Annotated in this window: 10 protein-coding genes; 2 read left to right on the forward strand and 8 right to left on the reverse strand. The window is 71.9% G+C overall.

Annotation, left to right across the window (positions count from 1 at the left end):
• Positions 1–12: 12 nt before the first annotated feature.
• Positions 13–1281: a glycosyltransferase 87 family protein gene (locus ACZ418_RS00160; RefSeq protein ID WP_468354487.1), complete on the reverse strand. Its 1269-nt coding sequence runs from the start codon at positions 1279–1281 to the stop codon at positions 13–15.
• 245 nt (positions 1282–1526) lie between these two features.
• On the opposite strand from ACZ418_RS00160, the gene ACZ418_RS00165 reads away from it, so the two are divergent.
• A complete protein-coding gene (locus tag ACZ418_RS00165) occupies positions 1527–3071 on the forward strand; it encodes a glycosyltransferase family 39 protein (RefSeq protein ID WP_468356821.1) in 1545 nt (514 codons plus the stop codon).
• On the opposite strand, the gene ACZ418_RS00170 is transcribed toward ACZ418_RS00165, so the two are convergent.
• Positions 2998–3504, reverse strand: coding sequence for a MarR family winged helix-turn-helix transcriptional regulator (locus tag ACZ418_RS00170; RefSeq protein WP_468354490.1), 507 nt, complete (start codon positions 3502–3504; stop codon positions 2998–3000). The genes ACZ418_RS00165 and ACZ418_RS00170 overlap by 74 nt on opposite strands.
• 129 nt (positions 3505–3633) lie before the next feature.
• On the opposite strand from ACZ418_RS00170, the gene ACZ418_RS00175 reads away from it, so the two are divergent.
• Positions 3634–4047 (forward strand): organic hydroperoxide resistance protein, encoded by a 414-nt coding sequence (locus tag ACZ418_RS00175; protein ID WP_351615717.1) that lies wholly within the window; start codon positions 3634–3636, stop codon positions 4045–4047.
• A gap of 52 nt (positions 4048–4099) precedes the next feature.
• Here ACZ418_RS00175 and ACZ418_RS00180 read toward each other — a convergent pair whose 3' ends face one another.
• From ACZ418_RS00180 to ACZ418_RS00205, 6 genes are all read right to left on the reverse strand, one after another.
• Positions 4100–6334, reverse strand: coding sequence for a bifunctional glycosyltransferase/CDP-glycerol:glycerophosphate glycerophosphotransferase (locus tag ACZ418_RS00180; RefSeq protein WP_468354494.1), 2235 nt, complete (start codon positions 6332–6334; stop codon positions 4100–4102).
• A 6-nt stretch (positions 6335–6340) separates the two neighbouring features.
• Entirely contained in the window at positions 6341–8545 is a 2205-nt protein-coding gene (locus ACZ418_RS00185; RefSeq protein ID WP_468354497.1) for a bifunctional glycosyltransferase/CDP-glycerol:glycerophosphate glycerophosphotransferase, read from the reverse strand.
• A gap of 51 nt (positions 8546–8596) precedes the next feature.
• On the reverse strand, positions 8597–10837 hold the full coding sequence (locus tag ACZ418_RS00190; protein WP_468354500.1) for a bifunctional glycosyltransferase/CDP-glycerol:glycerophosphate glycerophosphotransferase: 2241 nt from the start codon (positions 10835–10837) through the stop codon (positions 8597–8599).
• Positions 10838–11025: 188 nt separating this feature from the next.
• Complete coding sequence (locus ACZ418_RS00195) at positions 11026–11934, reverse strand: carbohydrate ABC transporter permease (RefSeq protein ID WP_468354503.1); 909 nt, start codon at positions 11932–11934, stop codon at positions 11026–11028.
• On the reverse strand, positions 11931–13211 hold the full coding sequence (locus ACZ418_RS00200; protein ID WP_468354506.1) for a carbohydrate ABC transporter permease: 1281 nt from the start codon (positions 13209–13211) through the stop codon (positions 11931–11933). Before ACZ418_RS00200 ends, ACZ418_RS00195 begins: the two co-directional genes overlap by 4 nt.
• A gap of 73 nt (positions 13212–13284) precedes the next feature.
• Positions 13285–14670 (reverse strand): ABC transporter substrate-binding protein, encoded by a 1386-nt coding sequence (locus tag ACZ418_RS00205; RefSeq protein WP_468354509.1) that lies wholly within the window; start codon positions 14668–14670, stop codon positions 13285–13287.
• Positions 14671–14799: the final 129 nt, after the last annotated feature.

Consider the following 14799-nt stretch of genomic DNA (forward strand, 5'->3'; position numbering starts at 1 on the left):
GGTAATACGCCGTTAAGAGAGGCTTAGCGCCCGGTCCGGAAGACGGTCGGAATCGGGTCGGGGTTCCGTTGTTTGCACGGTCTTTTCATCCGGACCCGTCGATCGCCACAGCCGGATGAACGACAGCCCGGCCGCGGCCGCCAGGATCCCGTTGCGGGCCAGCATCAGCAGACAGCCTGCCCAGGTGCCCTGGACCACCTCGGCGTAGTGCATCGGGAACACCAGGGTGCTCAGCGCGGCCGCCGCGAGGACCAGCGCCGCCACCGGCCGCTGGCTGGTGTGCCGCGAGGTCAGGCACACCGCGGCGAGACCGAGCAGCCAGACCATGTACTGGGGGCTGATCACCCGGCTGGTGACCGTGAACAGCAGCACCGCGCTCAGCGCCGCGTCGTACGGCGTGGCCTCGCTCCAGCGCTGCGCCTGCAACCGCCACAGCACCAGCAGCGTGAGGGAGGCCGCCGTCAGCGTCAGGGAGAGGGTGGCGACGGCGTACACGTGCGGGCCGACCAGCTCGGTGGCGCCGTACCGGTAGCGCGCCCGGCCCGGCCAGCCGGCGTGCCGGGCCAGGTTCAGCACCGTACCGCCGAGCGACTCGATCTGCACGCCCCGCCCGCCCTGCCCCGAGAGAAAGGACAGGGGGTGGTCGAACAACACGGCGAGCGCCATGAGTGAGGCGCCTCCGGCGGCCGCCGCCCACCCCCACGCCCGGCGTGACGCCGGCCCCCGGGGCGTGCCCAGCAGCACCAGCCCCGGCCACACCTTCACCAGCGCGCCCAGTGCCCCGAGCACCCCGCACGCGCGCGTGGAGCGCTTCATCGCCAGCAGGGAGAGCACCGCGAGGGCGGTGACCTGGACGTCGTACCGGGCGAGCGGGAGGTGCAGCAGCAGCGGCAGGCCGCCCGTCCACAGGGCCGCGCCGAGCAGGCTGTGCCCGGGACGTCCGCCCGCGCGGGTCAGCGCCGCCGTGACCAGCGCGTCCATGGCCAGCGTGAGCACGACGAACGCATGGAAGTACGTCAGCCACGGCAGCAGGCGCGGCGCCAGCAGCAGCGCGCCGGCGCCCGGCGGGTACTGCCACAGCGTGTCGTGCGTCGGGAACGAGCCGTGCGCGAGGACGCCGTACCACTCGACGTACAGCAGCGACACCTCACGGGACACGATGCCCCCGCCCAGCAGCGGGGCGTTGTCGTGGGCGAGCAGCCACAGCATCAGGGCGCGGCTCGCCAGCCAGAGGGCGGTGACCCCGAGCACCGGACGGGAGTTGACACGGAGACGGTTCATCGCATGGGAGCCTAAGCGCCGCGGATGGCGTATCCGTGCTGATACGCCGTCATGACCGGAAAAGCATTGACCAATCGCGAAAGATCGGGCGGACCGTGGTGAACATCGGGCTTCCTGTGAAACCGCAGTCGCGCAGTGCGGCTGCGACGGCAGTCGTCGCGCCGGCCGGCGGGGCGACGCGCGTGCCCCGCGGCCACCGCGCCAGGATCCGCCGCCGGACCCCCGTGGGGGTGCCCGCGCTGGTGATGCTCGCGGTCGGATCATGGGGACTGGACCGGGGCGGGATGTGGCGCGACGAGGCGGTCAGCTTCCAGGTCGGCCGGCGTACGGTGCCGCAGATCTGGCTGCTGCTGCACCACGTGGACGCCGTGCACGGGCTGTACTACCTGCTCGTGCACGCCGTCCTCGCCGTCCACCCCGGCGAGGTCGTCCTGCGGCTGCCGTCGGTGTGCGCGGCGGCGGTCACGGCCGCGCTGGTGGCGGCGCTCGGCACCCGGCTGGCCCGGCCGCGCGTCGGACTGTGGGCCGGGCTGCTGTACGCCGTCGTGCCGATGGCCGGCCACTATGCGCAGGAGGGCCGGTCCTACGCGCTGGTGGCCGCCGGGGCCACCGGGGCGACCCTGCTGTTCGTACGGGCCGTGCGGCGCGGGTCCTCGGGTTCCTGGGCGGCGTACGGCACCGTCCTCGGCCTCACCTGCTGGCTGCACGAGTTCGCGGTGCTGCTGCTGTGCGCCCACGCGGTGTCACTGGCGCCGGCCCGGGTCGCGCGGCAGGTGTGGCGGGCGTGGGGATGTGCGGCGGGCGGGGTCGTGGTGTCCCTGCTGCCGATGGTTCTCGTGTCGCGGGGGCAGGCGGCGCAGGTGGCATGGCTGCGGAGGCCTACGGCGGTTACGGCGGAAGGGCTGTTGCGGGCGTTTCTCGGGCCTTCGGGTGCGGTGTGCGCGGTGTGTCTGGTCCTTGCGTCGCTCGGGTTGGCGGGGCTTGTGGGGCGGCGGGGCGACATCACTCTTGCGGGGGTGGCGCTGCCGTTGACGGTGGTGCCGCCCGCGGTGTTGATGCTGGCTTCCCAGGCCTCGCCGCTGTTCGTCGATCGCTATGTGCTGTACGCGCTGAGCGGGGCGCCGTTGCTGGTGGCGGCGGGGGCCGAGCGGGTGGCGGGGGTGGTGAGACGCCCTCTGCTGCGGCGCCCTCTGCCGCAGCGCCGCAGGGTCTTGCAGTCCCGCCTCGTCACCCTCACCGGCGTCCTGGCGATCGCGCTCGCCTTTCTCCATCAGCTCCCCCTCCTCCGTGCGGACCGCAGCCCGGGCACCCGGCCCGACGATCTCGCGGCCGTTTCGCGGGTCGTGGCACGGGAGTTGGCGCCCGGTGACGCCGTGCTGTTCCTGCCGGCGAGTGCGCGGAACGTGGCGCTGACCTATCCGGGCGCGTTCCGGGGGGCTCGGGACGTGGCCCTGGTGGAGGGGGCCGCCGGGTCGGGCACGCTCTACGGGCGGGAGGCCGGGCCTCGTCGGATGCGGCGGCGGATGGAGCGGCTGGACCGGGTGTGGGTCGTGGCGGACCCGGATCTGCTCGCCGGGCGCTGGAGCCCGCACAAGCCCACCGAGCGGGCCAAACTCGCCGTACTGCGGCGGGACTTCACCGTGCGGGAGGAGGTCCTGCGGGGCGGGATGGCCGTACGGCTGTACGTCCGTGACGCCATGGAGCCCCGTGACCCCGTCAAGCCCCCGTCGGCGCCGGCTGGTTCTCCTCGTCCGCCGCTGTCGCGGCCGCCGCGTCCAGCGCGGTCGTGAGCCGGTCGAGGCGCTCGCGCAGCTCGGTGATCTCCGCCAGGTCGAAGCCGGTCGCCCGGGCGATGCGGCGCGGCACCTCCAGCGCCCGCTCGCGCAGCGCCGCGCCCTCCTCGGTGAGCCGGACCCGCACCGAGCGCTCGTCCTGGGCGCTGCGCTCCCGGCGCACCAGACCGGCCCCTTCCAGCCGCTTGACCAGAGGGGAGAGGGTGCCGGAGTCGAGCCGCAGATGCTCGCCGAGCTTCTTGACGGGCAGGTCGCCCTCTTCCCAGAGCACCAGCATCACCAGGTACTGCGGGTAGGTGAGCCCGAGGTCCTTGAGGATCACGCGGTAGACGCCGTTGAAGGCGCGGGACGCGGCGTGCAGGGAGAAGCAGATCTGACGGTCCAGGCGGAGCCAGTCGGCTTCGGCGGGGGAGACGGGCGAGGTGGTCATGGATCCAGGATAGCTCTTGCGGCCCATTTAGTTGTGCACAACTTAATTGTGTGCTCTACTTATATCCGCAACCACGCGACATCAGCCTCGCGACGGACACCGCATCGAACACCGAGAGGACGAGTCCCCATGGACGCGCTCTACACCGCAGTCGCCACCGCCACCCACGGCCGTGACGGTCGTGCCGTCTCCTCCGACGGCAGGATCGACCTCCAGCTCGCCCCGCCGGTGGAGCTGGGTGGCAACGGCCAGGGCACCAACCCCGAGCAGCTCTTCGCCGCCGGTTACGCCGCCTGCTTCGGCAGCGCCCTCGGCCTCGTCGGCCGGCAGGCCAAGGTCGACGTCAGCGACGCCGCAGTGACCGCCGAGGTCGGCATCGGCAAGCAGGGCGAGGGCTTCGGGCTGAAGGTGACGCTGCGCGTCGAGCTGCCCGACACCGTGGACGAGGAGACCGGCCGTAAGCTGGTCGAGACCGCCCACCAGGTCTGCCCCTACTCCAACGCCACCCGCGGCAACATCGACGTCGACCTCGTCATCGAGTGACCCATGCGCCCCGGGGTGCTGGTGGCCGCCTCGGCACCGGCACCCCCGCGCCCTACGCCGACGTCAGCCTGCCCCGGCCGGCCGTCTGGCCCGGGATCCGGACCGCACCCGGGCCGGTCATCGGCTCGCCCAGCAGCAGCGTCCGTACGACCCGCTCGGCGGCCTGGCCGTCGTCGAACTCGCAGAACCGGGCCCGGAAGACCGCGCGCAGCCGGGCCGACTCCTCGTCCCGCCAGGACCCCGAGGCGAACAGCCGGGCCAGCTCGCGGTAGGAGCGGGCGACATGGCCGGGCGGCTCGGCGGTGATGTCGAAGTAGGCGCCCCGGCTCGCCGTGAACGCGGGCCAGTCGTCGGCGTGCAGCACGATCGGCCGGTCCAGGCAGGCGTAGTCGAACATCACCGCCGAGTAGTCCGTGACCAGCACGTCCGCCGCGAGCAGGACGTCCTCCAGGCGCGGCTCGTCGGTCGCGTCGACCACGATCCCGCGCCGGGCCAGCTCGGCCAGCCCCATCCCGCGCGCGGGACCGGTCGCCAGCGACGGGTGCAGCCGGACCACGAGGGTGAGCCCCTCGCCCCGGCCTCCGCCCAGGCTTTCGCCCAGGTCCGCCGCGAACCGGGCGAGGTCGATCCGGTCCACATGCCCGCTGCGTCGGTAGTCCCGGCGGGTCGGTGCGTACAGCACGACCGTGTCGGTCTCCGGGATGCCGTACCGCTGCCGGAAGTCGCTCGCGCCGCCGTTCACCAGCACGTCGTTGCGCGGGCTGCCGGTGCGCAGCGAGGTGAAGTGGCAGGGGTAGGCCCGTTCCCAGACCAGCTCGGAGTGGCGGTTGGCGACCAGGCTGTAGTCCCAGCGGTCGGCCCGGCGCAGCATCTGCGGCACGTCCAGGCCGAGTCGGGCGCCCGGCTTGTCCAGCAGGTCGGCGCCCATGTACTTCAGCGGGGTGCCCTGGTGGGTGTGGATGTGCACGCTGCCGGGCCGCTTGGCGAGCGTGCCGGGCCAGTTGACGTCGTTCACGAAGAACTTCGCCCGCGCCGTGACCTCCAGACAGCGCCGGGAGCCCACGACCACGTGCTCCACCTCGGGCGGCAGCTGGGCGGCGGCCTCCTCGTCCTTCACCACCCACACCCCGCGCAACTGCGGTGCGACCTTCCGGGCCTTGGCGTACACGGCGGCCGGATCGCCGAGCATGCCCCGGTGCGAGGACGCCGAGTAGACGACCAGCTGCGGGTCCAGTGGGCGGTGCACGTGCACGGCCGCCCAGCCCGAGCGGGCCCGCGCGGCGGCCGCACCGCGGACCAGACCGGCACGGCGCGCCGCCTCCTCCCCGGCCCGCGCCGCCTGCCGCCTGATCCGGTACCCCGTCCAGGAGCCCTCCAGCAGGCCGGCCCCGCCGCCGGCCAGGGCGCCCTGTGCCGGCTTGTGACGGCGGTACATCTCCCGCGTACGCCGGAAGAACTCGGCCTTGTCGGCGGGCGGCAGCCGGTCCGGCTTGGCGAGGATGTCCAGGCAGTGCTCGCCCATCTTGCGGTGCAGATACGGCCGCCAGTGCGCGAGCCGAGGGTGCTGCTCGACGAACGCGAAGACCCGTTCGTACTGGTCGTGGATGTCGAAGTGCTTGCGGCTGGTCGTGGAAAGGATGTTGCCCTGCCGGCGCTGCCGGTAGTTCAGGCAGATCCGGTCCAGCGCGGCGATCCGCCGGGCGCTGAGCATGACCGGGAAGGTCCAGGGCGTGTCCTCGTAGTAGCCCGGCGGGAACGCGAAGCCCTCCGACTCCACGAACTCCCGCCGGTAGACCTTGTTCCACACCACCATCAGCAGGTCCAGGATCCGCGGGAACTCGTCCGCGGTGAAGGTGCCCGGGCCGGCCTCGGCGAGCACCTCGGCCAGGGCGTTGCGCCGGGTGCCGCCCCACCAGTAGGTGCGCGCGTAGTCGAAGACGAGCACGTCCGGGTCCTCGGCCTCCGCCAGCCGGTCGGCGACCGCCCGCAGCGCGCCCGGGGTGAGGGTGTCGTCGCTGTCCAGGAAGAACAGGTAGTCGCCGGTGGCCTGCGGCATGCCGGCGTTGCGGGCCCGGCCGAGGCCCATGTTCTCCGGCAGGTGCAGCACCTTCACCCGCGGGTCGCGCTCGGCGTACTCGTCGAGGATCGCGCCGCAGCCGTCCGGGGAGCGGTCGTCCACGGCGATCAGCTCGAAGTCGTCGAAGGACTGCAGCAGCACCGAGTCCAGGCACTCGCGCAGAAAGCCCTGCACCTTGAAACAGGGCACGATCAGGCTGAAGCGGGGCACGGCGGGTCAGCTCCTCACGAGGGTCGCGGCGGCGGGGGCGGGGACGCGCTGTGCGAGCGGGATCACGGGCGGGAGCGCCTCCGGCGGCTCGCCGAGCAGCACCCGCCGTACGACGCGTTCGGCGGCCCGGCCGTCGTCGAACTCGCAGAACCGCCCCCGGAACGCGGCCCGCAGCGCCGCGGCCTCCGCGCCCGCGTACGAGCCGTCACGGAAGACGGCGGCCAGCTCCTCCGGGGTGCGCGCGACCGGTCCCGGCGGCTCGGCCATCAGGTCGAAGTAGACGCCCCGCGTCTCCTGGTACACCTCCCAGTCGTCGGCGTACACGACGATCGGCCGGTCCAGGTTCGCGTAGTCGAACATGATCGATGAGTAGTCCGTGACCAGCGCGTCCGCCGCCAGGCACACGTCCTCGGAGGAGCGGTGCGCGGTGACGTCGATGATGCGGCCGTCGCTGCGGCCCAGCCGCCCCTGGTCGTAGAAGTAGTGGGCGCGCAGCAGCACGACGACGTCCTCGCCGGCAGCCTCGCAGAAGGCCGCCAGGTCCAGGCCGGGCTCGAAGCCGGTGTGGTGGTCGCGGTGGGTGGGTGCGTAGAGGACGGCTGTCCTGCCCTCCGGGACCCCCAGCCGCCGCCTGATCCGCGCCACGTCCTCGGCGGTCGCCGTGTAGTACACGTCGTTGCGCGGATAGCCGTACTCCAGCGCCTCCCAGGAGCCGGGGAAGGCGCGCTCCCACATCTGGGTGGAGTGGCGGTTGGCGGAGAGGTTGAAGTCCCATCGGTCCACCCGGCCCAGCAGCCTGGTGAAGCTGCCCGACTGGGCGGCCACCACCGGGTACGTCGACTGGTCCACGCCCATCGTCTTCAGCGGGGTGCCGTGCTGGGTCTGGAGGTGCACACTGCCGGGGCGCTTGACGATCCCCTCGGCGAAGTTGGCGTTGTTGATCAGGTACTTGGCCCGGGCCAGCACCTCCCAGTAGCGGCGGGAGCCGATGACCGCGTACTCCACGCCCTCCGGCATCGCGTGCGCCTGGTCGGCCTCGACCAGGAACACCGAGCGCAGGTGCGGGGCGAGTTCGCGGGCCTTGGCGTGGATCGCGGCCGGGTTGCAGGCGTAGCCCCGGCCCCAGTAGGCGCAGTACACGGCCAGGTTCTCGTCGAGCGGACGGTGCAGGTCGCGGTGGTAGCGCAGCCGGGTGCGCACCGCGCGCGGGCGCGGCAGGCGCTCGGCTGCGTTCGAGGCCAGCTGGTTGGCGCCGCGCAAAGCCCGGAACGCGCTGTACGCCCCGGTCGCCAGCAGCCGGTGCTGCACCCCCAGGCTGCCGTCCGGCGCCCGGAAACCGGCCGGCCGGTGGCGCCGGTAGAGACGGGCGGCACGGCGGAAGAACGCCCGGTGCCCGGACGGCAGCCGCTCCGGCCGGGACGCGGTCTTCAGCACATGGGTGAACAGCTGATCGAAGAGCGCACGCGTTCGCTCGGCGGGCAGATCCTGCTCGGCGGCCCGGGTCAGCACCAGCTCCACCTGGTCGAGCAGGTCGTGCTGGTGCGGTCCCGGAAGATTGAGCCGGCTGCCCTGCCGGCGCAGCCGGTGCCGTACGACGACCCGGCGCAGCACCGCGATCCGGCCGGCCGCGAGCGTGGTCAGCCCGCCCCAGCCGAGGTCGGTGAAGTGGCTGTCGGGAAAGGTGAGTCCGTGCTCGGTGAGGAAGCTGCGGCGGTGGACCGCGCTCCACGCCGGGAGCTGCACGCCGGTCAGCTCCGGCAGGTCGGCGGGGGCGAAGGCGCCCTTCGGGGCCCCGGCGAACAGCGGCCTGGCCGGGTTGGTCGGCTCCCCCTCCCACCAGGGGGCGCGCTCGTGCTCGACATAGAGCACGTCCACGTCGGCGGTCTCGGTCAGCCGGGCGTCCAGCGCCGCGAGCGCGCCCGGCAGCAGCAGGTCGTCGCCGTCGAGGAACAGCACATACGCGCCGGTCGCGGCCTGGAGCCCCGCATTGCGCGCCCCGCCCAGACCGGCGGACGGCGGCGAGTGGACCGGGGTCACCCGGGAGTCCCGCTCGGCGTGTCCGGCGGCCACGGCGCCGGCCGGGGAGTCGGGGGCGTCGCAGACCGGGATCAGCTGCAGATCGCCGAACGACTGGCCGAGAACCGAGTCCAGCGCCTGGGACAGCCGGGCGGCGACCCCGTGGGTCGGGACGATGATGCTGAAGCGGGGCATTCTGTTCTCTCTGTTGAGGGGCACGGGAACTCCCGGAGGGACCAACGGCGTTCAGCGCCTCTCGGTGACGGGAAGGGGGACGGCGGGTTGCGGCACGGTGGCCAGCGGCGAGCGCGCACAGGCCGACGGCACCGGCTTGCGCTCCAGGAGCGGCACCACCGGCGGCAGACCCGTCTCGCCCAGCACCACATGCCGTACGACCCGCTCGGCGGCGCGTCCGTCGTCGTACGGGCAGAACCGCTCCCGGAACGCCGCCCGCAGCTGGGCCGAGCGCGAGCCGCGCCAGTGCCCGGTCGCGAAGACGTCGATCAGCTCGTCCTCGCTGCGGGCGACCGCGCCCGGCGGGAAGGCGCGCAGGTCGAAGTAGGTACCGCGGGCCGCCCGGTACGCCTCCCAGTCGCCGGTGTGCACCACGATCGGCCGGTCCAGGTTGGCGTAGTCGAACATGATCGACGAGTAGTCGGTGAGCAGCACGTCCGAGGCCAGACACAGCGACTCCACGTTCGGACGGTCACCGACGTCGATGATCCGGCCGCCCGTGCCCAGGGGGCCGGCGCCGTGTAGGGGGTGCGGGCGGGCCAGGATCACGAAGCGCGGGCCGAGGCGGCGCACGATCCGCTCCAGGTCCAGCAGCGGACGCTGGGTGCGCAGATGGTCGCGGAAGGTCGGCGCGTACAGGATCGCCACCGCGCCCTCCGGGATGCCCAGCGACTCGCGCAGCCGGGCCACGTCCGCGGCGGTCGCCCGCTGGAAGACGTCGTTGCGCGGGGCGCCGTACTCCAGTGTGGTGTAGTGGCCCGGGAAGACCCGCTCCCAGGTCAGGGTCGAGTGCCGGTTGCCGGACAGGACGAGGTCCCACTGGTCGACGCCGCGCAGCAGCCGGGCGAAGTCGGTGCCGCGGGCGGCCGCGGGGCGCTCCTGGAGGTCCAGGCCCATGTGCTTGAGCGGGGTGCCCTGCCGGGTCTGGACCAGGATCTGCCCGGGCCGCTTGCGCAGGTCCGGGTCCAGGACGTCGTCGGTGACCAGGTACTTGGCGCGGGCCAGCGCCGTCCAGTAGGCGGCGGTACCGGGCCGCAGCCGGCGCGGGCCGGGCGGGACCGCGTGCTCGTGCTCGGGGCGGGCGATCCAGGCGGTGCGGATCTGCGGGGCGTGGGTGCGGAACGCCTCCTCCAGGGCGCCGGGGTCGCCGCCGTGGCCCCGGCCGGCACCGAAGGTGAACACCGCCCGGTCGGTGCGGACGGGCAGCCGCAGCTGGATCCGGTAGTGCAGCCGCAGCACGCCGGTGCGCACCGCGCGGGCCAGCTTCACCACTGTCTTGGACATGCGCCGGCGCACGGCCGAGACCAGCTGGAACGCGCGGAAGGTGCGGTGCAGACCGAAGCGGACCAGGACGTTGCGCCGCCGCATCCGGGTGCCGGGGACCCGGTAGCGGCGGTAGTGGGCGCGGGCCCGGCGCAGGAACTCGCCGTGGCTGCCGCGCGGCAGCCGGTCCCGCTTCGTGAACACCGTGGCGTAGTGGTCGATCATGCGGCGGAACAGCTCCGGCCGCCACCGCGCCAGTTCGGGATGGGCCTCGACGTACGCGAACACCCGGTCGTACTGCTCGAAGAGATCGAAGTGCTTGCGGCTGGTGGTGCCGAGGATGTTGCCCTGCCGGCGCTGCCGGTAGTGCACGCACACCCGGTCCAGGGTGGCGATCGACTCCGCCGCCATCAGCACCGGGAAGGTCCAGGGGGTGTCCTCGTAGTAGCCCGGCGGGAAGGTGAAACCGTGGCCGGCCACGAACTCCCGCCGGCACGCCTTGTTCCAGGCCACCATCAGCACCCTGAGCAGACCCGGCCGGTCCTCCAGGCGGAACGGCGCCGGGCCCTGCTCGGTGAGCGGGGCGGACAGCTGGTTGCGCACGGCCCGGCCGTCCCAGTAGGTGCGCGCGTAGTCGTACACCAGGACGTCCGGCTCGCCGGACTCCTTGATCCGGTCGGCCATCGAGCGCAGCGCGTCCGGGGTGAGGGTGTCGTCGCTGTCCAGGAAGACCAGGTAGTCACCGGTCGCCTCGGCCATCCCCGCGTTCCGGGCCGGCCCGAGCCCCTGGTTCTCGGTCAGGTGCACGGGCCGCACGCGCGCGTCCCGGGCCGCGTACTCGTCGATGATCGCCCCGCAGGCATCCGGTGAGCAGTCGTCGACGGCGATCAGTTCCAGATCGGGATACGACTGCGAGAGCACCGAGTCCAGGCACTCGGAGAGATACGCCTGGACCTTGTGCGCGGGGACAATGACACTGAACCTGGGCAAGGGACATCCATGGGTCGTCGGTCGGCGCGGGGGTTTCTGACCGGAACGGCCGATGGTGTGAATTGGTTACGGTTCGTGCGGCATATGGGGGACCCCAGGTGCTGTGTCTTCCGGGGGACAGCCCCAGACCTCCGGCCCGAAAGGGCGGGCCCGGGAAGGCCCGCCCTCGTCGCAGCCGGTGGCTGTGGCTACTTGACCGCGCCCGCCATCACCCCGGACACGAACTGCCGCTGGAACGCGAAGAACACGGCCAGCGGGATCACCATGGAGATGAACGCGCCGGGTGCCAGTACGTCGATGTTGTTCCCGAACTGCCGTACCTGCGTCTGCAGTGCGACGGTGATCGGCTGGGTGCCCGACTTGGTGAACACCAGCGCGACCAGCATGTCGTTCCACACCCACAGGAACTGGAAGATGCCGAGGCTGGCGATCGCCGGCCCGCCGAGCGGCAACACCACCCGTGTGAACAGCCGCAGTTCACCGGCGCCGTCCAGGCGGGCCGCCTCCAGCAGCTCGCGCGGGATCTCCGCGAAGAAGTTCCGCAGCAGGAACACCGCGAACGGCAGTCCGAAGCCGGCGTGGAACAGGATCACCCCGAGGATGGTCCCGAACAGGCCGATCCTGCCGAACAGTTCGGCGATCGGGATCAGCGCCACCTGCACCGGCACCACCAGCAGGCTCACCACGCCCAGGAACCACCAGTCCCGGCCCGGGAACTCCATCCACGCGAAGGCGTAGCCCGCGAGGGAGCCGACCACGACGACCAGCAGCGTCGCCGGGACCGTGATCAGCACGGTGTTCCAGAGGGAGTGGGTGATGTCGCCGTTCTCCAGCAGCTTCCGGTAGCTGTCGAAGGTCAGCTGGGACGGCTTGGTGAACACCTTCCACCAGCCGCTCGCACTCATGTCCTCGGGCGCGCGCAGCGAGGAGATGAGCAGACCGATCGTCGGCACCAGCCAGAACAGGCCCACGACGATCAGGAACACCCGGACCAGGCCGCCGCTCAGCTTCTCGGCGATCCTCGAGCCGAGGGACTGCCGCGCCTTCACCGTCCGGACGGGCCCCACCTTCCCGATGCTCCCGGCGGTCGCCGTCATCGCCGCACCTCCCGCCTGAGCCGGCGAATGTTGAACAGCATCACGGGAATCACCAGCACCAGCAGCAGCACCGCGATCGCGCTCGCGACGCCCGGCTGGTTCTCCGCGAAGCCCTTGCGGTAAAGCTCCAGGGCGAGCACGTTGGCGTCGTCCTGGGAGGAGCCCGGGGCGATGATGTACACGAGGTCGAACACCTTCAGCACGTTGATCATCAGCGTGACGGTGACGACCGCGAGGACCGGCGCGAGCAGCGGCACGGTGACCTTGCGGAACACCTGCCACTCGGTGGCGCCGTCCACCCGCGCCGCCTCCAGCAGCTCCCGGGGCACACCGGCGAGCCCGGCCGCGATCAGCACCATCGCGAAGCCCGCCCACATCCACACGTACGCCCCGATGACCGCCGGGGTGACCAGCGCCGGGCCGAGCCATTCGACGCCGTTGTACGGCTCCTTGAAGTTGCCCGCCGGGAGCCGCAGCCGGGCCCCGTCGGCGGAGGCGGGCAGCGTGAAGGTGCCGTCGCCGGCGGCCTTGGTGGAGGCGACCACCTTGCCGTCCTTCACCGCCTCGATCCGCATCCCGGCGTAGCCCAGCTCGGACGGGTCGGGCGTGCCGAGCCGTCCCACGCCCTTGCCGCGCGTGAAGTCCTGCCAGGTGGTGCCGGTGATCCTCCCCGGCTCGGGCCTGGCGGCCACGGCCTTCTTCGCGCTGTCCGGCATCTGGTCCGGGGCGACGCCGACGAGGGGAAGGGTGACCGCCTGGCCCGCGTGGACCTGGGCCCTGGTGATGAAGCCGCCGTTCTGCGCGACCAGCGGCGACTCGCGGCCCGGGTGGGCCTTCGGGAACGCCGACGACTGCGCGAACGTGTCGTGGACGCCCACCCACACGGCGTTCGCGACGCCCTTGTGCGGATCCTGGTCGTACACCAGCCGGAAGATGATCCCGGCCGCCAGCATCGAGATCGCCATCGGCATGAAGACGACCAGCTTGAACGCCGTTCCCCAGCGCACCCGTTCGGTCAGCACCGCGAAGACCAGACCGAGCGCGGTGGAGACCGTGGGCGCGAACACCACCCAGATGACGTTGTTCTTCAGGGCGGTGCGGATGCCGTCGTCGGTGAAGAGCGTCCGGTAGTTGTCGACGCCGGTGAAACCGTCGCCGGAGGCGTTGTAGAAGCTGCGGATGACCGAATACCCGATCGGGTAGACCACGAGCGCGCCGAGCAGCACCAGGGCGGGCAGCAGAAACAGGGCTGCCACGGTCCTGCGGGTGCCGGTCACGCTCCTACGACTGCGGGGCGCGGCGGGACCCGGTGGGGCCCCCGCCGCCGTTGCCGCCGACGCCATGGCCGGATCAGCTCCCGTTTCCGTACGCGGCCGCCGCGTCCTTCTCCAGCTTCGCCTGGGTGCCCGCCACGTCCGTCGGGTTCTTCAGGAAGTCCTGCAGGTCCTTCCACTCACCCTTGCCGGGGGTGCCGCCGAAGGCCTGCGGGGCCTGGTCGGACATGTCGAAGCGGAAGTCGTCGCCGGACGCGATCAGCGCCTTGGCGATCTTCTGCTGCACCGCGTTCGGGTACGCCGAGATGGGCACGTTCTTGTTCGGCGAGAGATAGCCGCCGAGCTTCGCCTGGATCGTCGCCGCGTCCGGGGAGGCGAGGAAGGTGACCAGGGCCTGCGCCGCCTTGGAGTCCTTCAGGATCACCGCCGCGTCACCGCCGGAGACGACCGGCGCGGTGGAACCGACCGTCGGGAACGGGAACACCTTCGCGTCCGTGCCCACCTTCGCCTTGGTCTCACCGATGTTGACCTGCACGAAGTCGGCCTCGTAGACCATCGCGGACTTCGGCTGGTCACCGCCGGTGAAGGTCTGGGTGACCGAGGTCGGGAACTCCGTCTGCAGCGCGCCGTCCTGGCCGCCCGCGAGATAGTCCTTCTTGCCCCAGATCTGGGCGAGGGTCGTCAGCGCCTGCTTGACCGAGGGATCCGTCCACTTGATCTTGTGCTGGGCGAGCTGGTCGTACTTCTGCGGGCCCGCCTGGGACAGATAGACGTTCTCGAACCAGTCCGTCAGCGTCCAGCCGTCCGCGCCGGCCACCGAGAACGGCGTGACACCCGAGTCGTACACCGCCCGGGTGGTGGTCAGCAGGTCCTGCCAGGTCTTCGGCTCCTTGGCGCCCGCGTTCGCGAAGACCTTGGCGTTGTACCAGATCAGCGACTTGTTGGCGGCCTTGTAGTACATGCCGTACTGCTTGCCGCCGACCTTGCCGATGTCCTGCCAGCCCTGGGAGTAGTTCTTCTGCAGCTGCTTCAGGGCGTCCGGCCCGAGCGGCTTGGCCCACCCGCGCTGCACGGCCTGCTTGATGGCGCCGGGCTGCGGCAGCATGGCCACGTCCGGCGGCTGGCCACCCGCGATCTTCGAACCGACGAAGTTGATGATCGGGTCCTGGGCGGGCACGAAGGTGACCTTCGCGCCGGTTCGCTTCTCGAACTCGGCCAGGACCTGCTTGAAGTTCTTCTGCTCCTGACCGGTCCAGACGGCGGCGATCTCCAGGTTCGCGCCGTTCAGCTTCGGCAGGCTGACGGTGGAGCCGGTGGCTGCGCCGGTCTTCCCGCCGCTGCCCTTCTCGCCGTTGTCGTTGCTGCTGGAGCAGGCGCCGAGGGCGAGGGCTCCGGTGAGCAGAGCGGCGAGTGTGGTGACGGTCCTCTTTGTCCGGATGGTGCTGCTGCTGTGGGTGCGCATCACTTCCCCGTTCGTCGTTCCTCGTTGAACGTCGTCGAGTGTGTCCCGTGCGGTCCGGTCTACGCCGGGCCGCTCGGGGGCGGCAAGAGCGCCTGCGGTGTCGAGCGGCGCATCGTGACCGGCTCGTGA

This window comes from Streptomyces sp. NPDC030820 (assembly GCF_055572075.1).